17 protein-coding genes and 1 pseudogene are annotated in these 25,243 nt (G+C 68.5%); 2 read left to right on the top strand and 16 right to left on the bottom strand.

The window, feature by feature from the left end; translation table 11 throughout:
• Position 1: 1 nt before the first annotated feature.
• Positions 2–298 (bottom strand): Asp-tRNA(Asn)/Glu-tRNA(Gln) amidotransferase subunit GatC, encoded by a 297-nt coding sequence (gatC, locus tag ACTAQI_RS01940; protein ID WP_457949192.1) that lies wholly within the window; start codon positions 296–298, stop codon positions 2–4.
• A 145-nt stretch (positions 299–443) separates the two neighbouring features.
• Complete coding sequence (locus ACTAQI_RS01935) at positions 444–1,931, bottom strand: CitMHS family transporter (protein WP_457949191.1); 1,488 nt, start codon at positions 1,929–1,931, stop codon at positions 444–446.
• Positions 1,932–2,131: 200 nt separating this feature from the next.
• Between ACTAQI_RS01935 and ACTAQI_RS01930 the strand changes: the two genes are divergently transcribed.
• Positions 2,132–3,886 carry an ATP-binding protein gene (locus ACTAQI_RS01930; RefSeq protein ID WP_457949190.1) on the top strand — a complete coding sequence of 585 codons (1,755 nt, stop codon included), beginning with the start codon at positions 2,132–2,134 and terminating at the stop codon, positions 3,884–3,886.
• On the top strand, positions 3,879–4,541 hold the full coding sequence (locus ACTAQI_RS01925; RefSeq protein ID WP_457949189.1) for a response regulator: 663 nt from the start codon (positions 3,879–3,881) through the stop codon (positions 4,539–4,541). Before ACTAQI_RS01930 ends, ACTAQI_RS01925 begins: the two co-directional genes overlap by 8 nt.
• 147 nt (positions 4,542–4,688) lie before the next feature.
• Here ACTAQI_RS01925 and ACTAQI_RS01920 read toward each other — a convergent pair whose 3' ends face one another.
• The 14 genes and pseudogenes from ACTAQI_RS01920 to ACTAQI_RS01855 all read right to left on the bottom strand — a co-directional run bounded on the left by ACTAQI_RS01920 (position 4,689) and on the right by ACTAQI_RS01855 (position 25,226).
• Positions 4,689–5,069, bottom strand: coding sequence for a RidA family protein (locus ACTAQI_RS01920; RefSeq protein ID WP_457949188.1), 381 nt, complete (start codon positions 5,067–5,069; stop codon positions 4,689–4,691).
• Between the two features lie 47 nt (positions 5,070–5,116).
• Positions 5,117–5,620, bottom strand: a complete 504-nt coding sequence (locus ACTAQI_RS01915) for a GNAT family N-acetyltransferase (protein ID WP_457949187.1) — start codon at positions 5,618–5,620, stop codon at positions 5,117–5,119.
• 110 nt (positions 5,621–5,730) lie between these two features.
• A complete protein-coding gene (locus ACTAQI_RS01910) occupies positions 5,731–6,540 on the bottom strand; it encodes an inositol monophosphatase family protein (protein ID WP_457949186.1) in 810 nt (269 codons plus the stop codon).
• The gene (gene ligA / locus ACTAQI_RS01905) at positions 6,537–8,864 is read right to left on the bottom strand and encodes an NAD-dependent DNA ligase LigA (RefSeq protein WP_457949185.1); all 2,328 of its coding nucleotides are present in this window, start codon (positions 8,862–8,864) and stop codon (positions 6,537–6,539) included. Before ligA ends, ACTAQI_RS01910 begins: the two co-directional genes overlap by 4 nt.
• A 50-nt stretch (positions 8,865–8,914) precedes the next feature.
• A complete protein-coding gene (locus ACTAQI_RS01900; protein ID WP_457949184.1) occupies positions 8,915–9,547 on the bottom strand; it encodes a hypothetical protein in 633 nt (210 codons plus the stop codon).
• Positions 9,548–9,668: 121 nt separating this feature from the next.
• Positions 9,669–14,114: an FtsK/SpoIIIE domain-containing protein gene (locus ACTAQI_RS01895; RefSeq protein WP_457949183.1), complete on the bottom strand. Its 4,446-nt coding sequence runs from the start codon at positions 14,112–14,114 to the stop codon at positions 9,669–9,671.
• Positions 14,111–14,815 carry a hypothetical protein gene (locus ACTAQI_RS01890; RefSeq protein ID WP_457949182.1) on the bottom strand — a complete coding sequence of 235 codons (705 nt, stop codon included), beginning with the start codon at positions 14,813–14,815 and terminating at the stop codon, positions 14,111–14,113. The genes ACTAQI_RS01895 and ACTAQI_RS01890 overlap by 4 nt, the downstream gene beginning before the upstream one ends.
• Positions 14,816–14,860: 45 nt before the next feature.
• Positions 14,861–16,624: a protein kinase domain-containing protein gene (locus ACTAQI_RS01885; RefSeq protein WP_457949181.1), complete on the bottom strand. Its 1,764-nt coding sequence runs from the start codon at positions 16,622–16,624 to the stop codon at positions 14,861–14,863.
• Positions 16,621–18,663, bottom strand: coding sequence for an FHA domain-containing protein (locus ACTAQI_RS01880; protein ID WP_457949180.1), 2,043 nt, complete (start codon positions 18,661–18,663; stop codon positions 16,621–16,623). Before ACTAQI_RS01880 ends, ACTAQI_RS01885 begins: the two co-directional genes overlap by 4 nt.
• The gene (locus tag ACTAQI_RS01875; protein WP_457949179.1) at positions 18,660–19,586 is read right to left on the bottom strand and encodes a PP2C family protein-serine/threonine phosphatase; all 927 of its coding nucleotides are present in this window, start codon (positions 19,584–19,586) and stop codon (positions 18,660–18,662) included. Before ACTAQI_RS01875 ends, ACTAQI_RS01880 begins: the two co-directional genes overlap by 4 nt.
• Entirely contained in the window at positions 19,583–20,950 is a 1,368-nt protein-coding gene (locus ACTAQI_RS01870) for an RDD family protein (RefSeq protein ID WP_457950964.1), read from the bottom strand. Before ACTAQI_RS01870 ends, ACTAQI_RS01875 begins: the two co-directional genes overlap by 4 nt.
• A 264-nt stretch (positions 20,951–21,214) precedes the next feature.
• Positions 21,215–21,292 (bottom strand): annotated as a pseudogene (locus ACTAQI_RS01865) (zinc-ribbon domain-containing protein); the annotation flags it as partial.
• Positions 21,292–23,886 (bottom strand): transglutaminase-like domain-containing protein, encoded by a 2,595-nt coding sequence (locus tag ACTAQI_RS01860; RefSeq protein ID WP_457949178.1) that lies wholly within the window; start codon positions 23,884–23,886, stop codon positions 21,292–21,294. The gene ACTAQI_RS01860 and the pseudogene ACTAQI_RS01865, both read right to left, overlap by 1 nt.
• On the bottom strand, positions 23,883–25,226 hold the full coding sequence (locus ACTAQI_RS01855) for a DUF58 domain-containing protein (protein ID WP_457949177.1): 1,344 nt from the start codon (positions 25,224–25,226) through the stop codon (positions 23,883–23,885). Before ACTAQI_RS01855 ends, ACTAQI_RS01860 begins: the two co-directional genes overlap by 4 nt.
• Between the last annotated feature and the right edge of the window lie 17 nt (positions 25,227–25,243).

Genomic DNA, 25,243 nt, shown 5'->3' with positions numbered 1-25,243 from the left:
GTTATGCCTCATCCAGGATGGCCGGGACCTTGAAACGGTTGGCATCGGAATCCGGGGCGCCGGAGAGTGCCTGTTCCGCCGTGAAGGTGTGTCCCACAACGTCGTCGCGGAACACGTTGGTGAGCGGAATGGGGTGCGAGGTGGCCGGGACGTCGTCCCCCGCGGCCTCGCTGACGGACTTGACCGAATCCACGATGACGGCGAGCTCGCCGGCCATCCTGTCCAGCTCTTCGGCACTCATCTCGATGTGAGCGAGCCGCGCGAGATGCGCGACGTCGTCACGGTTGATCGCAGCCATGGATCTCCCCTGCAAAGTTCGAATTGTTTTCCGATCCAGTCTAGTGCGCAAACGCAGATGCCCGTCTGACGACCCCCAGCGGGCGTCAGACGGGCACCTTCGATACCCGGCCTGCCTCGGGGACAGGAGCACGGGCAGCTACAGACTAACCGATTCCGATGGCTCCGGTCAGCATGCCGACGCCGAGCATCACCAGGGAGATGACGGCGGTGCGCCACAGGACCTTTTTGTGGTGGTCACCCAGGTCCACCTTGGCCAGCGAGACCAGCAGCAGGATGGCCGGAACCAGCGGGCTCTGGAGGTGGAACGGCTGGCCGGTGATGGAGGCGCGGGCCATGTCAGCGGCGCCAACACCGTAGTGCGCGGCGGTCTCGCTCAGGACCGGGAGGACACCGAAGTAGAAGGCGTCATTGCTCATGAAGAACGTCATGGGGATGCTGAGCACACCGGTGATGACAGCCATGAACGGGCCCATGGAGGTGGGGATGATCTGGACCAGCCACGCGGACATCGCTTCCACCATGCCGGTGCCCTTGAGGACGCCGGTGAGGACGGCGGCGGCCATGACCATGCTGACCACGGCCACGATGGACGGGGCGTGCGCAATCAGCTGGGCGCCCTGGTCCTTGACCTTGGGAAAGTTGACCAGCAGGGCAATCGCAGCGCCCACCATGAACACGAACGGCAGCGGGATGACGTTGGCCACGAGGACCACCATGACGGCGACGGTCAGCGCCAGGTTGAACCAGAACAGCTTGGGCCGAAGGGTGCTGCGGTTGGGATCCAGCGCGGTGTCGGCGAGTCCGGCGCCGCTGTCCTCAATGAGGGTGTCGGTGCGCTCCAGCACGGCCACGGAGGATCCTGCCGGGGAGCCGTCGACGGCGGGGGCTGCTCCGCCGGGGTTGCCACCCTTGCGTTCACGGCTGGACGCCGTGCCGCCGGTGCGCGAACCACCGGTGGAGGTGCCGCCGTCGAACTCTTCCGCAGTGTCCGGCACGCCCCAGATCTCCGGCGCGGTGGCACGGAGGCGGTTGCGTTCCTGCAGGCCGAGCAGCCAGGAGAAGGCGAAGACAACTACCAGGCCGGCCACCAGGGACGGGATCATGGGGACGAAGACGTCGTTGACGTCGATCTTCAGGGCGGTGGCGGCGCGGGCCGTGGGGCCACCCCACGGCAGGATGTTCATGGTGCCGTTGGCCAGGCCCGCCACGCAGGTGAGGACCACCGGGCTCATCTTGAGGCGGAGGTAGACCGGCAACATGGCCGCGGTGGTGAGGATGAACGTGGTGGACCCGTCACCGTCGAGGGACACGGCGGCGGCCAGGATGGCGGTGCCCAGGACAACCTTGGCGGGGTCGTTGCCCAGCTTGCGGAGGATGAACTTCACCAGCGGGTCGAACAGCCCTACGTCGATCATCAGGCCGAAGTAGATGATGGCGAACATCAGCAGGGCCGCGGTGGAGGTCATGGACTTCATGGAGTCCATCACCATGTCGCCGATGCCCAGGCCGGCGCCGGCGAACAGGCCAAAAACAGTAGGGACAATGATCAACGCCAGCACTGGCGTCAACTTCTTCGTCATGATCAGCACCATGAATACCGCGATCATGGCGAATCCAAGTATTACCAGCACAGCCGGCTCCTTCTTGTGAACAGCGGCACAGCGGTGTGACGCGTGCTACAGACTGTAGGGTGGCGGCCGTCACGGCAGTGCCTTTGGCTCAATTGATTGGCATACTGCTTATTGGGAGCATTTTGCTCATTGTGCTCACAGTGCTTTGCCGCCGAAACGGCGCCCTGAAACCGCCCCGCTACCACCGTCAAGGAGGATGAATGCAGCGTTCCGTGCCCCGGCAGCAGCTGCGGTTTTCCACCCAGACGCTGCTGCTGCAGCTGGCAGTGGTGCTGCTGGTGGTGCTGCTGAGCACCGCCGTGCACGCCTGGCTGACGTACGACAGGGTGGGCAGCGACGCGGAGAACCAGGCGCTGACGCTGGCCCGGACCGTTGCCTCCGATCGGGAGGTACGCGCCGATGTGCTGGCCATCAGTGACAAGCCAGGGACTCCCCCGGCTGCGGAGCTTTTGGCCGGGCCGCTGCAGGCCTCGGCGGAAGCGGCGCGGACCCGGACCGGTGCCTTGTTCGTGGTCATCACGGACGAAACGGGCATCCGGCTGGCCCACCCGGATCCGCAACGGCTCGGCGAGAAGGTAAGCACGGACCCGTCCGAGGCATTGTCCGGGCAGGAGGTCACCACCCGGAACACCGGGACACTCGGCCCATCCGCCGGCGCGAAGGTTCCGGTATACGCGCCGGGCACCAGCACGGTGGTGGGCGAGGTGAGCGTAGGTTACTCCATGGAAACCGTTGCCCAGAGCGTGGCCCGGGATATCGGCCCCGTGGCACTGACCGCCGCGGGCGCCCTCCTGGCCGGGGTCCTGGGCTCCTTCCTGTTGCGCCGCCGCCTGCAGCGCCTCACCCTGGGCCTGGAACCGGAGGAAATCAGCACGCTGGTGCACGACCAGGTGGCAGTGCTGCAGGGCGTGGACGACGGCGTCATTGGCGTCAGTGCCGACGGCCGGGTGAGCGTCTTCAACGCCGCCGCGCAGCGGCTGCTGGACCTGCCGGATATGTCCGGGTCCCGCTGGGAGGACGCCCCTGTGCCTGAGCAGGTGAAGTCCCTGACCAGGGCAGGAGCCGGCGCGGCGGGTCCTGCTTCGGCTGCCGGCGGGGCAGGGATGGATGCCCTGGAGCTGGTGGCCGGCGGCCGGGTGCTGGTGGTGAATGCCCGCAAGGCCCTGCACCGGCGGGAGGACCTGGGCTGGGTGGTCATGCTGCGTGACCGCACGGAGCTCCAGGAGCTCACGCGGCAGCTCGACGCGGTGGGGACCATGTCCACTGCGCTGCGCGCCCAGCGGCACGAGTTCGCCAACCAACTGCACACCCTTGCCGGTTTCCTGGGCATCGGGCAGCACCAGGAGGCCCGCGACTACCTTGCCGGCCTGGCCGCCACCGGCCCGCTGAAGTTCCCGGTGGACCAGGCCGAGCTGCTCCAGGACCCGTACCTGCAGGCCTTCGTGGGTGCCAAAGGCGTGGAGGCGGACGAGCGCGGCGTCGCGCTGCGCATCGGGCCGGAGACGCTGGTCCGGGGGCAGGTCACCGAAGCCCAGGACGTGACCACCGTGCTGGGCAACCTGATCGACAACGCCGTCAACGCGGCCGTGGCGGGGTCGGCGGCGGACCGCTGGGTTGAGCTTGAGGTGTTGGATGAGCCGGGCGACGACGGCGGCACGCTGCATGTCGTGGTGGCGGACTCGGGTGACGGGCTGGCAGAAGGCACGGACGCTGAGGGCGTGTTTGCCGAAGGTTTCACCACCGCTGCCGGCCCGGTCCGGGCCGGCGGCGGGCAAGGCTTTGGACTTGCCCTGGCGCGCCAGCTGGCGCGGCGCCGCGGCGGTGATGTAAAAGTGCTGGAGCGCGGAACCAAGGGCGGACCGGGCGCTGTGTTCATGGCGACCCTTCCGCGCACGACGGCGGGAAACCGTGCCGCCGATATCCCGGGGGCAGCCGGAAAGGATGAGAATGGCTGACGATTTTCGGGTCCTGATCGTGGACGACGACTTCCACGTGGCCAAGCTCCACGCCGCCTACGTGGACTCGGTGGCCGGATTCCTGGCCCTGGCGCCTGTTGGCACGGCGTCGTTGGCGCTGCAGGCCATCCACAGCCTGCGGCCGGATCTGGTGCTGCTGGACGTCTACCTGCCGGACGCCTCCGGCCTGGACCTGCTGCAGCAGCTGGATGTGGACACCATCATCCTCAGCGCCGCGTCAGATCCAGCGTCCGTCCGGGTGGCGTTCCGCCGCGGGGCCCTGGGGTACCTGCTCAAGCCGTTCACCGCTGAGTCACTGTCGCAGCAGCTGCGCTCCTACGCCCGGTACCGGCGCCTCCTGGGCCAGCCGGGGGCACTGGACCAGGAGGCGGTGGAACGCGCCAAACGTGCACTGATCCCGGGGGACGTGGCGCCGTCGTCGAAACCGCGGTCCGCCACGGAAGCCGCAGTTCTGGAGTCCCTGGCCCCCGGCGAGCAGTACTCTGCCGCCGAGGTGGCCGCCCGGGTTGGTGTCTCCCGCGCAACGGCACAGCGGTACCTGTCCTCACTGGCCGACGACGGCGCGGTGGACATCCAGCTCCGCTACGGCACCACCGGCAGGCCCGAGCACCGCTACGGCCTGCCGGCGCGATAGGTAGCACAGCAGCAAGGTACGTGATCCAGGCATCCGGAAGCGTGCGTCGAGCTGGGCCCACGCCGCCAGGGTGCCCTGGCCGAGCTTGCGAGGCAAGGGAGGCGGCGGGGAAGAATGAGCGAGCACGCGGAGGATGCGTGGATCGCGTCAATCAGCTTTCTGGGCGACGAGTTCGATCTCGACGAGCATCTTGGGGTCCAGGAACGGGAGCACGTGGACCAGGGAGAGGGTGGGACGGATCTCGCCAAACACCTCGCCGTGGGCCCGGCCGGCGTCTTCCCATTTGCTGATGTCCGTCAGGTACAGCTTGGACTGCACCACGTCCTCGTAGGCGAAGCCGGCGTCGGCCAGGACCTTGCCGAGCTTCTGGAGGATGTACTGGGTCTGGGTGTAGAAGTCATCGCCCACCACTCCGTCGTCGCCGCTCGCCGCGGTGGCAGAGATGTAGAGGGTATTGTCCACCTGGACGGCACGGGAGTAGCCAAGGGTCTGTTCCCAGACGGATCCGCTGCCGAAGGTCTTGCGCATGGGTGGGCCTTTCAAAGCTGGAATGGGTCGCCACCACTGTAGGGCTGCTACAGGTCGCGCCGGTAAACCAGCAGCTTTATGTCGGTTCCGGGGACCAGCCAGTCCCGTTCAGGCACGCGCTGGAAGCCGGTCTTGCGGTACAGCCCGTGCGCGCTCTCCCAGGTTTGGCCGGTGGTGAGGGCCACCGCACGGATGCCGGGAAGCGTCCTGGCATGGCTGACGATGGCCTCCACCATGGCTTTGCCGGCGCCGCTGCGCTGCACGGCAGGGTCCACCACCAGCATGCGGAATTCCAGCTCGTCCTGCAGGGCGATGTCCGCGTACTGTTCCCCCGCCAGTGCCAGGGTGACAGAACCGACAACAGCGCCGTCCCGCTCCGCCACCCAGATGGTGGCTTGCTCCGCGCGCTCTGCCACATCCATGATCTTGACCATGTAAGGGTGCGCGGCGTCGTCGAAGTAGCCTGCCGAGAGATACGAATCTCCGGTGATGCGGGCAATCGCGGCGAAATCGGCTTCGACGGCGGGACGGATGGTTATCTGCGGGTGCACCCGTCAATGCTAGTGGCGGTCCGGGCGGCCGTACGGCAGGAAGGCACTTTCCGTGACAGAACTATCAGAACGGGCAACCCCGCTCTTTCGATGATTGCCCCCGTGCCCGCTCAGAGCGGAAACTTGCCGGACAGCTCCAGGCTGGCGGCACAGGTCCAGGCGTCCAGGCGCTCATCATCGGTGGGACCGCCGTCCAGGGGGCTGGTCAGGCGGGGCCTGCGCACCCAGCAGCCGGCTTCCTCCGCTACCAGGGCGCCCGCCGAAAAGTCGTGCTCGTTCAGGCCCCGTTCACCGTACGCGTCATGGGTTCCGTCGGCCACCATGCACAGGTCCAGGGCGGCGGAACCCAGCCGGCGGACATCGGCGAAGCCATCCATCAACGAGCCGAACGCGGCAGCCTGCTGGGACCGGATGTCGGGCTCGTAGCTGAACCCGGTGGCAAGGATCTGCCCGGTGCGGCCGGATACCGGCCCTTCCAGCCTGGTGCGCGTACCCCGCTCTTCCAGCCACGCACCCTGGCCGCGGGCAGCGTAGTACACCCGGCCCAGCGCAGGGGCGTTGACGACGCCGGCCAGCCAGACGCCGTCGGCATCGGCAACAGCCACCGAGGTGGCGTAGTAGACGATGTTGCGGATGAAGTTGGTGGTGCCGTCCAGGGGGTCGATGGACCAGCGGTAACCGGTGGGGTTGGCGGGGCGGGTGGTTCCCTGTTCCTCCCCGGTAATGCTGTCGCCAGGGCGGGCAGTGGTGATCACGTCGCGCACGGCGTTTTCCGCCGCCAGGTCAAAGGCCGTGACCCAGTCCCCGGCCGCCCCCTTGTTGCTGGCATCCAGGGCGCTGCCATCGCGGCCGGACAGGACTTTGGCGCCAGCCGCGGCGGCCTTCTTGGCTACCTCCAGCAGTTCCGAAGCGGATGTCATGCGTTCTCCTCAACTGCGGCCGGTACAGCCGCCTCCTCGTTGCCGTCCTGGCCCGTAGTTGTTGCAGCAGTATCCGATGCTGCCTTCTCCGCCGCCGCATCCCCCACTGCTGCCGGGCCGCCGTCGAGCAGTTGCCGGAACCCGTCCTCATCCAGGACGCGGATGCCCAGCTGCTCTGCCTTGTCCAGCTTGCTGCCGGCGCTTTCGCCCGCCACCACGTAGCTGGTGTTCTTCGACACTGACCCGGAAGCCTTGCCGCCGCGCAGCAGGATCGCTTCCTTGGCCTCGTCACGGCTGAAGTTGGGCAGGGACCCCGTGACCACCACCGTCAGCCCCTCAAGGGTGCGCGGCATGGACTCGTCGCGTTCGTCCTCCATCCGGACCCCGGCAGCGGCCCAGCTGTCAATGATCTCCACGTGCCAGTCCTCGGCGAACCATTCCTTCAGCGCGGCGGCGATGGTGGGGCCAACCCCGTCCACGTGGGCAAGTTCCTCCTCCGAGGCTGCGCGGATGCGGTCCATGCTGCCGAACGCCTGCGCCAGGGCGCGTGATGCCCGTGGGCCCACGTGGCGGATGGACAGGGCAACGAGGACCCGCCACAGGGGCTGGGTCTTTGCCTTCTCCAGTTCCTTGAACAGTTTCTGGGTGGTGGCGGTGGGCTTGGACGGCGACTTGGCCGTGCCCTTGCTGAAGAAGTACGGCACCAGCTCGTACTCCCCGGTGGGGACGCCCTTGGCCTTCTTTTCCCGCCGGATCCGGACACCGGCCAGGTCCTCAGGGGTGAGGTCGAACAGGCGGGCTTCGGAAGTCAGCGGTGGCGTGTCCGGTTCGGCCGGCTGGGTCAGCGCGATGGCCGCTTCCCAGCCCAGGGCCTCGATGTCGAAGGCACCCCGGCCGGCAACGTGGAACACCCGCTCGCGGAGCTGGGACGGGCAGGACCTCGCGTTGGGGCAACGGACATCCACGTCCCCCTCCTTGGCGGGTGCCAGCGGGGTGCCGCAGGAAGGGCACTCGGTGGGCATCACGAAGTCGCGCACCGGCGGGTCCTGCTGGTCCCGGAGGGACAGGACCGGGCCCACGATCTCGGGGATGACGTCCCCCGCCTTCCGCAGGATGACGATGTCGCCGATTTTGACGCCCTTGGCCTTGACCACGTCCTGGTTGTGGAGGGTGGCCATTTCCACGGTGGATCCGGCAACCTTGACAGGTTCCATGACACCGTAGGGGGTGACGCGGCCGGTGCGGCCCACGTTGACCTGGATGTCCAGCAGCTTGGTGTGGACCTCCTCCGGCGGGTATTTGTAGGCCACGGCCCAGCGGGGAACGCGGGTGGTGTTGCCAAGGGCCCGCTGGGTGCCGAAATCATCCACCTTGATCACGATGCCGTCGATTTCGTGAAGCAGCTTGTGGCGCTGGTCCCCGTAGCGCCTGATGAACCCGAGGACGTCGTCGCGGCTCTCCAGTACCTCGAAGTACGGGCTCACCGGCAGGCCCCATTCTTTCAGCAGCCCGTAGGTCTCCGACTGGCTGCCGGCCGCGAGCCCCTCGCGGGCGCCGATTCCGTGGACGAACATTTTCAGTGGCCGCTTTGCCGTCTCCGCCGGATCCTTTTGCCGCAGCGAGCCGGCCGCCGCGTTGCGGGGATTGGCCAGCGGTGCCTTGCCTGCTTCGATCAGGGCCTCATTGAATTCGGCGAAGGCCTTGGACGGAATGAAGACTTCACCGCGCACTTCCATTTCGGCCGGGAAGCCGCTGCCGCGCAATTGCTGCGGGATTTCCTTGATGGTGAGCAGGTTGTGGGTGATGTCCTCGCCGGTGGTGCCGTCGCCGCGGGTGGCAGCGCGCACCAGCTTGCCGTCGCGGTACAGGAGGTTGACCGCAAGGCCGTCGATCTTGAGTTCGGTCAGCCAGGCTGCCTTGGCGCCACCGTCCCCGATCTTTTCGATGCTGGCCTCGGCCCGGTTGAGCCATGCCTCAAGCTCCTCCAGCGAGAAGACGTCCTCCAGGCTGTACATCCGCTGCAGGTGTTCCACGGGCGCGAACGCGGCGGATGCCTCGCCGCCCACTTCCTGGGTTGGCGAATCGTTGGCCACGAGTTCGGGGTGCAGCGCCTCGATCTCCTCGAGGCGGCGGAAGAGCGAATCGAACTCGGCGTCCGACACCAGCGGCGCGTCTTCCTGGTAGTACGCGAACCGGTACTTCCGGACCAGGTCGGCGAGGTTTTCGTACTCCTCGCGGATGGCTTCGGTGGGGATCGTCTCGGGCTCGTGCGGTGCCGTGGTCCGGGTGGCGGTCTGGTCTGCGGGTCCTGGTCCTGTGCTCACAGACCTATCTTGCCTTACAGGTCGGACAGCTACCGGGCATGGCGTCGTGGTCAGTGCGACCGGAGCCGGTTCCGGTTTCGGTTCCACCACGCGAAGGCGCCCGCGGAGGTGCCTACCAGCAGTGTCCCGAGGGCGATTGGCCCCAGCGCGGGGCCGCCCGGGCCTTCGCCGCCAGCGGGGGCAACGGCAGCCAACTGGGTCGGCGCGGCGGAACGGGTCACGGGGCTGTTCCAGTCCTGACCGCTGGAGGGGCCGGTGGGCGGCCGGTAACCGGCTGTCGCTGAAGCGGTCTGCAGGGCGGACTCGTCGGGGACTGGCTCCACCGTGGCGGGAAGCTGGGCCGGGTCCGGTGCCGGGACGCCAGCCTGGGTCGGCTGGGGCTGGACCGGCTGCACGGGCGGGGCGGGCGGCTCGGAAGGCGGTGCCGGCTGGGCGGGTGGCGGCACCGGGTCCTTGGATTTCCGGGGGCGCCCGGTTTGGCCGGCGTCAGGGCTGCTGGCAAGGACGGGCATGCAGATCAACCCGCAGTCTGATGGGGCCTGGGTATTAACCGCCGGGGCCGGCGAGGGCGCAGTGGTGGCCGCGAGAGCCGGGCCGGCGGGGAAGAAGCCAAAAGCCACGGCCAGGACGGCCGCTGAAGCAGTCGTCGAAACAGTGTGGAGGACCGGAGCGGACGGGGTCATTGCTACCTTTCGATGCGCGCAGCCCCCCACCGCGGCTTTCTGGTGTCCCCGGTAGTCTTCTACAGCGGCCAGCGGGGCCGCAAATCCGCCGCAGCAGCGGCCCCGCTGTCATCGGGCCTGTTCAGTCCCGGTTTTCAGGTGGCAGCGCCACCTGGATTTTCCGTGCTTTGCCGCGTCCCACCACGTATCCGCGGCCGGGGATGAAGTCGGGACTGACCCGGCCCAGGGAGGTGTTGAGCAGGCTGTCGCCTTCGATGTCCCCCGGGTTGAGCAGCAGGCCCCGCCGCCCGGATTTGAAGGGCTGGGCAAGCTGCCAGGCGCTGGACCAGGTGGAGGACTCGGACTCGCCCACCACCCATTGATCCGCCTTCAGCGACGCCGTGACCAGCTGCGCCATGCCGGATTCTGCAATGGTGTCGGTGAACTCCGTGAGGCCTTCGATGAAGAAGGCCACCGTCCCCGGGTTGCCGGTGGAGTGCTCCACCAGGTCCTCCACCACCTCGGCGAGGTCGTCCGGTCCCACCACCGAGCGGTTCCAGATGGGCAGGGAGGCGACGGCGGACCGGCGCGACCCGACGTAGATCAGCTCGGTGGCGGGGTTGGACCGGCGCAGCGCGTAGGCCAGGCTGACCAGGGCCACGGTCCGCCCGGCACCAGGCGGGCCGGCCAGCAGCAGCGGACCGCGTGCCATGATCTCCGCAGGCTGCAGGGACTCGTCATCCACGCCGATCACTGGCAGGTCCGGGTTGCCGGCGGGCAGGACATCCAGGTCCACCTGCTCGGGGAGCCGTTCGATGCCGGGGGCCGTATCCAGGCCCTGCCGCAGCATGGCTTCTCTGAGCTTGTGGACTTCCCGGGCCTGCAGGGCCAGGTTCGAGTTGCCGCCCAGGACGGCCAACTGGACTTCAAGCCCGTCCAGCAGGCCACGGCCCGGAGGCGACGTTGCCGTGAGGACATCCCGGGGAACGTCCATGGAAATGTAGTCATCCTCGGAGGAGAGGCGCAGGACAAGGCGGCGCTGGATGGAGGCCAGCAGCGATGCGGGGACGGCGTTGGGCCGGTCCCCCGTAACCACCAGGTGGATGCCCAGGGTGCGGCCGTCGGTGGCCAGCTGCAGGAAGATGTCCCAGAGCCCGGAAAGCTTGCTGTGCTCGTACGCCTCCCGGAACGCGGACATGCCGTCCACCAGGACGAAGATGCGTTTCTCGTCCGGCCGGTTGGCCAGCTTCCGGTACTCCACGATGGTGGACGCCCGCACCTCGGCGAACTGGGCGGACCGCAGCTCGGCGATGTCCCGCAGGAGGCGCAGCAGCCGCCCCACCCGTTCGACGTCGTCGCCATTAATGATCTCCCCCACGTGCGGAAGTTCTTCCAGCATCCGCAGCCCGGCGGAGCCGCAGTCGATTCCGTACACGTGGACAGGACCGCCGCGCGGGGTGACCGCCGCGGCGATTGCGATGCCACGGAGGGCGGCGGACTTGCCGGAACCGCCTGTGCCGTAAATGGCCATGTTGCCGTCCCGGTCCGGTTCGTAGAACACGGTGGGCTGGTCCTGGTGCACGGGATCGTCGGCAACGCCCAGCAGCAGCTGTTCGTCCGTGCGGGGGTTGGGCAGCTTGGAGAAGTCGTAGGTCTTGGCCAGCTCGTCCAGCCATGGCTTGCGCGGCGGCTGGATGGCCAGGGTGTCCGCGGCGTGAACGATGGTGGAGGTCATCCGGGCGATGTCGTTGGGTCCGGCCGGTTCCTGGGCAACAGGCTTTGCGGGGGCCGGCGCTTCCCAGCTGGGACCGGAACCGAACGCCATTTCCACGATATCGATCTGGGGCCGCTGTGGCTTGTCCGTGGTCCAGCCGCCGGCGTAGCCGGTCTGGAATCCCTGGATGCGGCCCGGTCCGGTCTTGGCGGCGCCGCGGCCCGGAATGGCGGGGTCGAAGTAGGCGGCATCAGGGACGCCCAGGATGTCCGTGGCGTCGTCCTCATCGGCCATGCGCAGTGCAACGCGGAGGTTGGTGTTGGCACGGAGGTTGTCCTTGATGACGCCGGCCGGGCGCTGGGTGGCCAGAATGAGGTGCAGGCCCAGGGAGCGGCCACGGGCGGCCACGTCCACCACGCCGTCCACGAACTCGGGAACGTCGCTGGCCAGTGCGGCAAACTCGTCCACGATGATGATCAGGTACGGCGGGGCTTCTGGGTCCGCTTCCCGCTGCAGGGCCAGCAGGTCCTTGGCCTTCTTCCGGTTCAGCAGCTGCTCCCGGTAGTGGAGCTCGGCGCGCAGGGATGTGAGGGCCCGGCGCACCAGGTGTGGGGACAGGTCCGTCACCAGGCCCACGGTGTGTGGAAGGTTGATGCAGTCCGCAAACGCGGCGCCGCCCTTGTAGTCCACGAACAGGAAACTGACGCGGTCCGGGCTGTAGGCGGCGGCCATGCCCATCACCCAGGACTGCAGGAACTCGGATTTACCGGCGCCGGTGGTGCCGCCCACCAGGGCGTGCGGCCCCTCGTTCTTCAGGTCCAGGTACAGCGGCTCGATGCCCTTGGACCCCACCAGGGCCCGGAGGGTGCCGTTGTCCTTGCGGTTGGCCACGGCGGTTGCGTGCACCGAGTTGTTTTCCGTCCAGCGCTCGGCCACTGCCTGGGGGTTGTCCAGGAAGTCCTTGCCGATCAGGGTGGCATAGGACACTGCACGCGGCAGGTCGGAATCGTCGTTAACGGGCTTGCCCACATCAACCACGGGTGCCAGCATCCGGGCGAGCTGGGCCGCGAGCTCCGCGTCCACGCTCTCGCAGCTGACCGGGTAGGTGTGGCGGCCCAGGCGCACCTGGCCGGTGGTGGTGCCGTGGTCGCCGTCAACCACCATGAAGTCGCGGCAGGCCGCCGGCAGCGCCTGGATGTCCGTGGCTACCCACAGGACGTGGACGCCGCAGTCGGGTCCCCGTTCGGCCAGCCGGGTGAGGCGGCCGCGGTCCACGGGAGCGTCGTCCTCCACAATGACCAGCACGGACGGGAGGACCGGCTCTTCCAGCTCATGCTTGCCCGGGTCGATCCCGGGCCGCAGGTCAGGGCCGGACCGCTTGGCCGCTGCCTCGCGGGCATCGACCAGGTCCTCGAGCCTGGCCAGCAGGGAGGAGCCGCCGGCGGAACCGGCGGCAAGGTGGTCTCCGCCCAGCGGGCTGTGGCCCGAGCCCACGTGCGGCAGCCACTGCAGCCAGTTCCAGCGTTCCCGGGACTGGGCGGACGTGATGGCGGTAAGGACCACCTCGGCCGGGGAATGCAGGCCCACCAGCTGCAGCACCATGCCGCGGGCAACGTCGTCCACCAGGCCGCGGGCACCGGCAATGCCCAGGGCGCCGGAGGTGCGCAGCTGGGAAATCACGGGAACGCCTTCGATCTCGCTGAACTGCTTGATGCAGTCCTGGATTTCGCGGGCGTACTGGACTTCGGTGTCGTTGTTGGACGGTTCTTCCAGCGGGATGCGGGACGGTGCGGTCCCCAGCCCGAACCGCAGGCCCAGGAACGACGAGTGCTCCGGGCGGTGCGTCCACAGCAGCGGTCCGAGCTTGTAGATGGCGTCCACGGTGTCGCTGACGGACGGCGCTTCCTGGAGCCGGACCGCCCGTTCCACCTGCTGCAGCTCGGTGAGGTCCTGCCTAAAGGCGGCCATCGAGGCGCGGAACTGCTTGAGCTGTTCCTTCTGCTGCTTCCGGCTGCGCATCTTCTGGTCGACGTAGTGGCCAACGATGAACAGGGGCATCATCAGCATGAACACCATGGAGAGCACGTTCTGCGTGACCGCGAAGATGACAGCGCCCATCATCAGGGGTGCCACCAGCATGATGTAGGGGAAGGGGTGGTCCTCGGGGCGCTTGGGCCCGGCGGGCAGGATCCGCTTGGGTACGTCGAAACGGGGCACCACCCGCGGGGAGCGGTTGAAGTCCACAAGGGGCGACGTCGGCGCTGCCGCGTGGTTGTGCCCCAGCGGCACCACGGTGACGGTGGTGTCCCCCAGGGTCACCGTGTCGGAGGAGTTCAGGGTGGCACGCGTGACGGGCAGTCCATCCATCAGGAGGCCGTTGGCGGAGTTGGTGTCCACGATTTCGATACTTTCGCCCACCGTGATGCGGGCGTGCCGCTTGGAGGTAAGCGGGTCCGTCAGGCGGATGTCCACGTCCCGGTCCCGGCCAATGTAGCTGGTGCCGGTGGGCAGCGAAAATTCACGTCCGACGTCGGGCCCGGACAGCACGCGCAGGGTTGCGGCGGCCGGTCCGCGGCTGGCACCGGGTTCGTGGAACTGCTCGCTGACCTGGGCCAGTGACACCACGGATCCCGGGCGCAGGCCCGATTCGAGGAGGTTGTCCTCGCGGGCCAGGATGTTTCCGGTGATGCCGGCGCCCACGAAGGCTTCGTCGATCCGCAGGGAAAGGTTGTCCGGCGCCGGCGTGCCCTTGCGATCCGGGTCGGCAGCCCACAGCACGGTGGCGATATCGGCCACCGTGGCCATGCCGTCCACCGTGACGGCCAGGTCCTTGGCGTCGGCGGGTTCGCGGCGGAGTGTCAGGCGGATCCTCATCCTTCGTCCACGCCCCTCATCTTTTCAAGCAGGTACAGGTCAGCGGACGTCACCAGGTGGGTGGTGACGGCATGTTCCACCAGGCGAGCGCGGCGGTTGGTGGCGAGCTTCCCGCCACCCCCGCGCAGCCCCACCACGCCCACCCGGTCAAGCTTGTCGCAGACGTTGTCCAGTTTTCGGTTGAAGCGGGTCAGTGCCCAGCCCAGGGTTTTCGCGGCGGCCGCGGAGGACGGGATGGTACTGAAACCGGTGCCTTCGCGCCGGAGCACCGGCTCGGCGAGCGCCACGATGAGTGCCTTCTGCGCGTCGGTGAAGACCACAGGCCCAATGGTGGTGTCGCCGCTGCTGGCGCCTTCCCGGGCTTCCTGGCGGAAGGATGGCGTCTTCAGGTGCACGGCGAACTCGTAGGTGGTGGGGCCGGCCGTGAAGATGATATTGGTGTGGCTGAACACCAGCGGAATCCTGGCGCCGGGTGACAGCCAGGCCTGCATGCCGCCGGAAGCGTCAGCCACGGTGGCGGAGAGCATGCTGCCCACGTTGCTGAGCCACCAGATGCCGTCGTAGCGGGCCACCTGCAGGAACTGCCGGTGCAGGTACGGGTTGTCGTCCACCTCAAGGTCGCCCTCGCGGCCAATGTTGAAGACGTCCTCGTCCGACGGCTCGTACCATTCACCACAGAAATCGATCGCTAGATCCCCCATGATCTGTGCCTCCTCAGTGGGCAATGTGTTTGCGTCATCAGCCGGTTAATCCTCCAGGCAAGCGATGGAGTCCGGGCCTTCCGGCGAGGCGCTGCCGTCTGCCCGCACCAGGATCACTTCCAGGCAAATGGGAGGTGGGCCTAACCCGGAAATAAAGGCCTTCGCGGTGTTTGTGGTTTCGTAAGGGCCGTCCGCCTTGGCCGATTTGGAGCGGTACTTGTATTTGTCGCCCTCCCTGGGCTGCGGGTTGGTCCAGGAGAAGATGATGATGTTAGGGTCTTCGGGCTTTCGTGCCGCTGAGAGCCCTTGAACAGTGGGGACGGTGCCGCTGTCCAACGCATCAGCCGGCGGCTTGCTGACCTGCTGGGTTTCCGCGACCTTGGGCGTGCCGGTAGCAGTGTTGGCCACCACGATGCCCACCACTGCCGCCAAGGCCAGGAGGGTCCCGCCGGACAGCGCGAGCCAGAGGTTGCGTTTGCCGTGGTCAGCCGCCGGCGCCGCCTGGGGCTGGTCCACGTTCACGGGACGCTGCACGGTTGCGTCGGCGGTGTAGGTATCCTGACCGGCGTCCGTTACCGGGGCACCGTAGTTCGCCGCGCCAGGGATGCCGCGCAGGACGGTGGACTGGGCCCACTCCCCCCGCCCGCCGCCGTCGGCCGCGTCTGCCCCGCGGGAACCCGTTCCGGCGGGACTTGCCGGGATGGAGGGCACCGCCGGGGCCGGCCGCCACTGGCTGGGGCCGCCGGGGGTGAAGTTCGACGGCGGGACGGCGCCACCCCTGCGTCCCGTGGCGTCGGTCCCGGCGCCGGGAAGGCCGGGGCGGGTTCGGGCCGGGAAGGTGGGCGCACTGCCGGTCCGCTCGGGATCGATGGCGGCAATGCTGCGGACGCGCGTCTCCTCGGTGCCGTCGTCCGGGTGGCTCTCCTCCTGCTGGGGCTCCTCCAGGACCTCGAAGGGCGTGACCGACAGGTTGAGCTCCGCCTGGATGCGCTGGAGGGCCAGGGCGAAGGCGTGCGCAGAGGAGTACCGGGACTGCGGCGACTTGGCCATGGCCGTTGCCAGGGCCAGTTCCAGCGACTCCGGTACGTCCGGACGGCCCAGCCGGGGCAGTGGAGTGTTGCTGATCCGGTTGATCAGTTCGCGCTGGGAGTTGTCCGCCCCCGGCATGACGAAGGGTGACCGGCCGGCGAGCAGCGTGTAAAGCGTGGCGCCGAGAGCCCAGACGTCCACCATGACGCCGTCAACGCTGCCGTCCCGGAACTGCTCAGGCGGGGACCAGGGAATGGACATGCCCGAGTCGTCGTCGGAGTCCCCGGCAAGGGTGCCCGAAATCCCGAAGTCGGTGAGGGCGGGGCGGTTGTAGTCCGTCACCAGGATGTTGGCCGGCTTGATGTCGCGGTGGGCGATGCCGGCGCGGTGGGCGGTTTCGACGGCGGACGCCACCTGGATGCCGACGGCCAGGACCTCATCGACGCTGAAGCGCTGCCGCCGGTACCGCACGTCCAGGCTGGGCCGGGAGCAGAACTCCATGGCCAGGTAGGAGTGCCCGTCGTCCGTCACTTCCGCTTCGAAAATGGTGACGATGTACGGGTGCGAGGACAGCTGGGCCATGAGGTTGGCCTCTGACTCGAAGCGCCGCCGGGCGCCCTCGGTCTTCAGGTCCGAGAGCAGTACCTTGACGGCGACCTTCCGGCGCGGCCTGTCCTGTTCATACAGGTAGACGTCGGAAAACCCGCCCGAGCCGAGCAGGCTGATGTAGGTGAACCCCGGAATGCGGGGCGGCGGCGCAACGGGCCGTTTGGAACTCAAGGAATCTCCTCAAAACGCAGTGAGATGTTGTCGCCCAGCTCCGCGATATCGCCGTCGAGCAGGATGGCCATCTCGTTTTGGGCGAGGCGGCGCGGCGGTTGGCCTTCGCGGACCAGGACAGTGCCGTTAGTGGCTTTAAGGTCGCAGAGCATCACATGCCAGCCCTCCAGCCGCACCTCAACGTGGGACCTGGAAATGTCGCCGCCGGGGCTGGCCACCTGCACCAGCCGCGGCATCACACCGCCCTGGACCCGGGACACCGATGGCTGCCTGCCGATGACCATTGACTGGTCGAGGTCCAGCAGGTCTCCGGTGGACAGCCGCATCCGGCCCAGCCGCGGACGCGCCACCTGCACCGCGTCAGGCAACAAGGCGGCGCCGCAGACGCTGCACTGGGCACGGGTGGGCGGGTTGGCGTGGCCCTGGGCGCACACGCGGGCAAGCACCAGCGGGCCGCCGGCGTCATCCTGCTGCGCGGCAGGTGCGGTCGACGCCGGACCGGCAGTCGTTCCCGCGAGGCTGCTCTTCATGACCGTCTGGCCATCGTGATCGGGGTCGAAGCCTGCGGCGGGTTCCTGATTTGGGACACGGTTGTGGGGCACCGGGTTGTGGGGCACCGGGTTGCGCGGCGCCGGGTCGTGGACGGGGGCAGGCTCATAGGCTGGAGCAGGATGCTGCGCGGCTGCAGGGTCCTGGGCGGGGGCATGGCTGCCGCCGCTCGGTGCCGGCGCCGCGCTGGTCGCCGCTCCCCCGGTGCGCCAGGGGACGGAATCGATGAGGACTCCAGTGGAGGCAGGACGCGGCGGGGTGGCAGCGTCATCCTCCGAACCTGCAGCAGGGCCGGCCTGACCGTTTGTTTCGGCTCCTGGCCCGGAACCGGCTGGCGGCCCTTCCTTGGCCGCGTCCTCCGCTGTACCAAGGGCAGGCACCGGCTCGGCTGCGGGGAGTGCCGGCTGTTGCTGCGGCACAACGTGCCCGGAGTCGGCGTCGGGGTCTTCGCGCACGGCGGCATCCTCGATGTTCCGTATCACGGTGCGGTCCCACAGGTGGTCGTAGGACGTGGTCATCTCCGCAGCTGGAACTTCATCACCTTGGTTCGGGGCAGCACCGGTTGGCCCGGCGCCTGTCGCGGCCGATTCCGGGCCACCGGCTTCCTCAACAAGATCGCCGTCAACGTCGATAATCGCGCCCGGGGCAATGGTGGCTTCCGGGTCAAGGTCATGCACGGCGGGTACGGGATCCAGCATGGCATCAGGTTGCTGCACGTCCGCGGCAGGAGCAGCCGGCGTGACAGTTTCAGGCCGGTCATGGGAATCTTCGGCCGGTTCACCGGCATCTGCCGGTACGGCCTCCGCGGCAAGGGCCTGATGGATATCGGCCGGCCCGTCCACTTCGCCGGAAGAATTCACAGCGAAGGGGCCATCTGCGCCGGCCGAAGCACTCCTGGGTTCCGCGCGGTCTGCGGCAGCCGAACCACCCTGTGCAGCCGAACCACCCGCGGCAGCCGAACCACCAACAGCGGCGGGGCCGGCAACAGCGGCGGGGCCGGCCGGTGCGCCCAGGGTCAGGGACTGCAGCAGCACCACGCCCTCCCCCAACGGCAGTTCAACGTGGGGATGTCCAACCAGCGGCAGGCCGGGTCGTCCCGCCGCCTGCCCAGCGGTGCCGCTGCCACCGGAGGCCATGCCCAGCCAGCACTTTCCGGGCACAACGAACCTGCGCTCGTTCCAGGTGGTCACGTCGCGGCCGTCGAGGTCCACCGGACCTCCGGGCTGCTCCACCGTCAGGTCCAGGTCACCGCGCAGGAAGACCCGCAATGACCCATTGAAGTCAAGGATGCCAAAGGACGGTATGCGGGTCAGCGATCCACCGGAGCTGCTGGTCACGGCGGCCAGGACCTCGTGCGGCTCGGGCTGTCCGTCCAGGAGCTCCCAGATGGCACCCGCGAGTTCGGGCGGCGTCTCAGGGCCCAGGAGGACGGCGGTTCCGGAGCGGACAATGCCCAGCCATGTGCCGGGGACGTAGCTGGCGCCGGTCATCGTCCGGGCTCCCCGTCCTGGTCCGTGGTGTCCTCCACCGGTGCGGGCAGCGGCTGCGTGACGGTTTCGGACGCCAGCGGCCGCGGCAGCGTCACTTCGTCCCCGTCCGCGGAGGTCAGGCGGGGTGCGGTGGTGCCCGCGCCGTCGTCGTTCGCTATGTTCCTGGCGTCCACCACGATGGCCGTCACGTTGTCCCGGCCGCCGTTGCGCAGGGCAGCCTGGATCAGGGCGTCCACTGCGTCCTGCGGCTCGGCCACGGTGCTGAGGATCCGGAGGATGTCGCCGTCCGATAATTCCCCGGTGAGGCCGTCGGAGCAGACCAGGACCCGGTCTCCTTCCTCGACGGGAAGGAGCCAGTAGTCCGCCTCCGTCTCGTCCCCCGTGCCCAGGGCCCGGGTGACAACGTGGCGTCGGGGGTGGACAGTGGCTTCCTGGGCGGTGATCTCGCCCGCGTCCACCAGCTCCTGGACCTCGGAGTGGTCCACGCTGATCTGCTCGAACCGGCCCTGGCTGAGCCGGTACGTGCGCGAATCGCCGATGTTCAGGACCAACCAGTACGGCATGCCCATCTGCTCCACGAGCACAGCGCCGGTGAGGGTGGTGCCGGCGCGGGCGCCGGTGGCTTCGCGGATGGAGTTGTCAGCGCGGACCAGGTACTGCTGGACCACGGCGGCCGTGATGCTCCGCTCCCCCGTGCTGACCTGGGGCATCCCGGCCAGTGCCCGCACGCACAGGCCGCTGGCGATTTCGCCGGCCTCGTGCCCGCCCATGCCGTCAGCCACGGCGAAGACGGGATCGGCCGCGATGTAGGAATCCTCGTTCAGCTCCCGGCGGAGTCCCCTGTCCGTTCCATAGCCGTAGGTGAGGCTGAGGCCCGGCCCCGGCTGGTTTGGTGGGGAAACACTGGCGGGGTGCTGGTTCATGCCTGTCCTAGGTAAAAGGTACGGTCTCCAAAGTGCACGCTGGATCCCGGGGTAACAAACGTGGGGACGCCCGGCACCAGGGGGGTGCGCAGGCCGTCCGGGGTGGTGACGGCGCTTCCGTTGGTTGACTGTCGGTCGGTCACCCAGATGCCTGCGCCGTCGGTGAGCAGGTGCAGGTGTGTCTTGGAGATGGAGCGGCCGGGATCGTCCACGGCCAGCAGTTGGGCGCGCTGTTCGCCTGCCTGGCCCACGGGGTTGCGGCCCACCAGGACGTTGCGGTCCAGCTGGAAATCGCGGCCGTCGTCCAAGCGGATGCGGAGGACGGCAACGGGGGCCGGGCCGCCGGTCCCGGGGCGCACCTGGGTGCGTTCGACGTCGTCGTCCACGTGCGGCGGAGGCATCCGGTGGCCCCCCGCCGGACCCTGGGCGGAACCGGGGGCGAGGCCTGCCGGTGCACCCTGGGCGGAAGCGGCGGGCGGCGCGAAGGAGGACGGTGAGGTGTAGGGCATTGTCTGCGACGGCATGGTGGCCGATGGCGCGGGTACTTGGGGTGGCTGGAATTGGGGTGCAGGGGCTTGGGGCGCCTTTGCCTGCGCCACGGGTGCGACGGGCGCCGGGTTATAGGGCGCCGGGTTATCGGGCGCCGGGGCCTGCGGCAGCGGAGCCTGGGGCTGGGCGGTTTCAGGGCCCGCAGCGTGCGGCGCGTTGGCGCCGGCCACCGGGGAGAGCACCTGCTGCACGGGCGGGAGGTCCAGGGGCGCGAAGCTGTAGGGGCCCTGGATGCCGCCGGTGGTGATGGGGTCCCTGCCTGCCTTGACGTCGAACACCAGGGTCTTCGCAGCGCTGTCATTCCAGCCCCGCAGCCCGCCGTTCTTGTCCCAGCGGTTGGAAACCACCACCAGCACAGCCCAGGCAGCACCCACCAGGAGCAGCGGGCCAAGGATGAACAGGGCGGCGTCAAACCACTTGAAGACCACAACCAGCACCGCCGCCAACACGGCCAGCAGGATGCCGGCCCCGGTGATGAGTCCGCGCAGGAATACAGCCCCGGCGCCGGGCGCGTAACCGTCCTGGTCCGCGCTGCGGATGCCCATCAGCAGGTTGCCCGGTGTCTTGCCGGTACGGGATTCCAGGCCGAGCACCACGAACAGGTAAGCCAGCGTAAGGCCAAGGCCGATCCCGCCAAACAGCACCAGGGATGAGGTGTCGTAAACGATGAAGCCGCCGCTTCTGGTCCGGGTGACCCCGGCAAATCCGATGGCGAACGTCACTACCAGCACCGCAACCCCGGGCAGCCAGTCGATGACGGCAGCGCCAAGCCGCTTGCCCGCCGCAGCCGGAACAAGCTGAAGGTTCACTGCCATTCCCGTTCCTCCCCCTGGAGCGGCCTCCACCCTGGTGGAACCGCCGGTTTTGCCCGGCCCGGTGCCCGCGTGCAGGGTACTCCTGCGCGCGGTGCCCGTAAATGCGGTGCCCGCCGGCTGACCTGCCGGGGGCCTTTCTACTACCGGGATAGTACCGGGAATCCCGGGCGTGTGCGCGGGGCGCGCCTCCCGGGCATCACTCCTGGCCTGGCCCACTACCGGGTCCGGGGTGCGGGTGCGGCGCGCCGCCCGGTTGGGCAGCGGCGCGCCGCAGGCGGTGCAGAAGGTGGCTCCCGCGCGGATCTGCTGTTGGCAGCGCGGGCAGCGTTCGGCGTCGGGCATCACTGCTGGTTTGGTCCTTGCTGGTGTGGTCCTTGCTGGGTGGGTCCCGTGTTGGGCTCCTGACGCTGGGTGCCCGCCAGGTCTGCGGGTGCCTGCCCGCCGGCAACACGACGGCGGCGCGCGGCAAGGATTCCGCCCACTGACGGCAACGGCAGGCGGCCGCCCAACCTGAGGCCGTTGCCGGAGTTCATCGCGGTGCGGGCGTCGGCAAGCAGCGACCGGGGAGAGAACCGTGCCTGCTGCCGGCGCCAGAACCCCATACCGGAGGTCATCTCCTTGAGGGACCCATCAACGATGGTCCAGTACTCGTGGACTTCCTCCTCGGTGGGCTCCCCCGCTCCGAAGATGGAGGCGTCCGCCCGGCGCGCCAGCATGGTGGTGGTTCCCTGGGTGGCAGGGAACGCTTCGGCCAGGACGGCAGCGCTTTCGCGCCGCGTCGAGCGGGTGTCGACGGCGGCGCCCAGGTCTGTCGCCAGGCTCACCACCTCGTTCCATCCTCCGCCCACGCGCTGGGCCGGGTGGCCGTCGCGGAAACGCGACTTCCGTCGTCGTGATTTCAACAGGGCGATCAGCAACAGCGGAAGGGCCAGGATCACCAGGGGGATCGCGACGACGCCCAGCGCACCCAGGAGGGCGCCCCAGAACAGCCAGGGGTTGTTCTTCTTCTGGTCAGCGTCCAGCGCGTCCGGTGAAGAGTCCGGCGGCAGGTCCGCGGGCTCCTGGGGCGGGGGCGGCGGCTGCAGCACCTGCGGCTTGGGCTTGGATTTGTTCTCGGGGTCCGGCGGGATGGGGATGTTGTCCTTGGGCGGGGTGGGATCGAAGCTGACCCAGCCAACCCGCTCGAATGCGACCTCTACCCAGGCGTGGACGTCCTTGCCTGTGATCTTCACCTCGCCTGCGCCGTTCTCCGGGCTGGTCGGCTCAGGGTAGAACCCCATCACCACGCGGGACGGGATGCCCAGGTGCCGGAGCATCAGGGACATGGCCACCGCATACTGTTCGTCGTCACCAAGCATCTGCTTGGCCGTCAGCAGGCTGCGGATGCGGGCCGAGCCGTGGCCGGAGACGCTGGGCAACTGGCCCTCACTGACCAAACCGTTGCTGAAGGCCCCGGTCTTCTGGAAATGGGCTTCGATCTGGCGCACCCGGTCGATGGCGGTCGGCGCATCGGCGGACAGGTCGTTGGCCTGGGACCCGACCACTGGGGGCACCTCCAGGGCGTCCGGAAGGGAGACCTTGGCGAAGTCGTACTGCGTCAACTGCCCGTGCTCGAGCTTGACGGGGTCGGAAACCTGGACGCTGTAGGAGTCGCCGCGGGACAGTCCGCTGGTGGTCACTGCGGTGTCGGATCCCGGGTTGAAATAGAGGCCCGCGGCCGCGGCAGAACCGGACTGGTCAAAGCTGATGCCGGTGGTCTTTCGGCCGCCCGGGACGAAGTAGCCCTGGTAATCCTCGATGTTGATGCTGATCGAGTAGTCGTTGGTGGGCACTACCCCGGATGAATCGGCGAGGGTGTTGATGGATTTGGCATCGCCCACCTTGCTGAAGTTGCCGGAGCCGTTGGGGTCCATGTTGTAGTTGGTGCCGTTGAAGGCGTCCAAAGCGCCGAGCCGGACCCGGCCGTCCCGTGGCAGGCCCTTGACCACAAACAGGGTGTCGTCCTTCTTGTCCTTCACATAGGTCCGGAAGCTGGCAAGGGGCGTGATGTAATCCTTGGGGTCGAACGGCGGCACCACCACGTTGCGGAGGACTTTCCGGTCCTCTCCGGCGCTGACCAGCGGTGCGGCCACCGCGGTGACGCCAACGCTGACGGCAATGACTCCCGCTGCCATGCCCAGCCGGCGGATCCTGGCGCGCCGTGTGGCGGCCGTATCCGTCTGCGGGTTGTTGACCGACACCCGGCGGGTGCTGTTCCGCCGCAGGGCGTCCCGGCGGAAGGTTGCCCAGGCGATGCCGAGCACGGTGAGGCCGATGCCGCGTTCAAGGGTCAGGAACGCGGCGTTGGTGCTGAAGGCGATGCCCGTGACGAACAGGACCAGCACCGGCAGGAGGGGAAGGTAGGGGCTTTTGGAGCGCCAGGTCAGAACCGCCGCCACGAGCGCCGTGATCAACGAGCTCAGGAAGGGGACAATGAGCACGCCGCCGGAAGTTCCCACCGGCACGCCCACGGTGAGCATGTCCTTCCAGGCGAACACGACACCCAGGAGCAGGGTCCGCAGCGAATCCAGGCTGGGGACGAAGCCGGCGATGGCGGCGTCCGGAACCGCCAGCCAGGTGCCGAACACCAGGTAGGCGGCAAGGGCTAGGGCGGTGGTGATCAGCAGGCCCAGGCGCAGGTGCGCGTTGGCAGCGCCGATGGCCAAACCCAGGATGATGCCGCCGAATCCGGACAGCAGGTAGTACGGGTCGCCGCCGAAGCTCAGGCCGAAGCCGAGCAGGCCCAGGCCCAGCAGGACCACCAGTGCCCCGGCGTCGAGCAGGAAATGCCACAGCGGCTGCCCGTCCGCGAACGCCGACTCAGTGTTGGCAGCCTTGCGGCGGGTGCGGGATTGCGGGAACTGGGTTTGTGGGGAACGGCCCGGTGCGGTGCTCATGCCGCCGCCTTTCTCAGCACGATGGCAAGGTCGGCCAGGTCGCCGAGCGTCAGGACAGTGAGGTCTGCGATGTTGGCCCGCGTGGGGGCCGCACCGGCTTCCACCCGTACCGCCAGGCTGCGCACGCCGGGCGGGACGGAGGCGGCGGCGGAACGGAGCTGGGTTGCCGTGACATTGCTGCCCACCACGAAGAACACCACGGAGGCGTTGGGAACAGTGTCGGCCAGCGTCCGGGCAAGGTCGACGGCGGTGCGGCGCATCGGGGTGCCGACGATCCGGGTCATGTCATCGAGCATGTTCCGGCCGGTTTCGCAGCGCAGGGGTCCCTTCTGGGTCAGGACGTCCAGTTCCCGCTGCTCACGGATGGCCTGCCGGCCGATGGAGGCGGCCACCGAGATGGCCATCTCAAACTCGGTTTCGGAAGCGTATTCCTCGGTGTTGATGGACAGCGAAATGGCCAGGTGGGCACGGCGGGTTTCCTCGAACTGGCGGACCATGAGTTTGTTGGTGCGGGCCGTGGTCTTCCAGTGGATGTGCCTGCGGTCATCGCCGGGCACATAGTCGCGCAAGGCATGGAAGGAGACGTCGGCACTGGAGAGGTCTGTGGTGGGCATGCCCTCGAGGTCGCGGATGAATCCGGCGGCAGACCCGGCCAGGGCAACGGTGCGCGGGTGGACGAAGAGGTCCTCCGGCTCGGTCCAGAGGACCTGGCGGCGCAGCAGGTGCAGCGGGTCGGCGCGGACGGAGCGGACCGGTCCCACCACGATCACGGCGCGCCGGGCGGTGGGGATGGTGAACAGGTCCTCGTGGACCTGGCCGGGCTTCATCCGGGGCAGGTGGAAGACGGCCGTGGTGCTGCCCACCGGCAGTTCCAGCGCGGCGGGCAGCAGGGGCCGGGACGAGGTGTTGGAGACGGCGATGCTGCCGACGGCGCTGTCCCCTACCGCCACCCGGGTGCGGGCAAGGTCCAGCACCACGCCGTAGGAGGACCTCCCCAGGATGAAGGCCACCGCGATCACGAACATTGCGAACGCGGCAATGGACGCCGCCGTGGCTTCCTGCCAGCCGAATGCCTGGCCGGTGGTCCACAGCAGGATGGCGGCGGCCAGGACGGACCAGCCCAAAATGCTGACCACGGACAGCACAGGCCACGCATACTTCAGCCAGTTGTCCCGGACAGCCCGCCAGGCGGGCGCCAGGGCGAGGAGCGCGGTGCTGCTGGCCTCGGACCACACCGCTGCAGGGTGCAGCCGGGTGGGGCGGCCGTTCCGGTGGAAGAGCTGCTGGAGACGCTCTGTGAGGCGGGTCAGCGGGGTGCCGCTGGACGTGCCGTCAGACATATGGGTGTGCCTTCGTT

The organism is Pseudarthrobacter sp. alpha12b (genome assembly GCF_054130495.1).
Note: the sequence above shows the minus strand (reverse complement) of the source record. Positions and strands in the feature narration are given on the sequence as shown.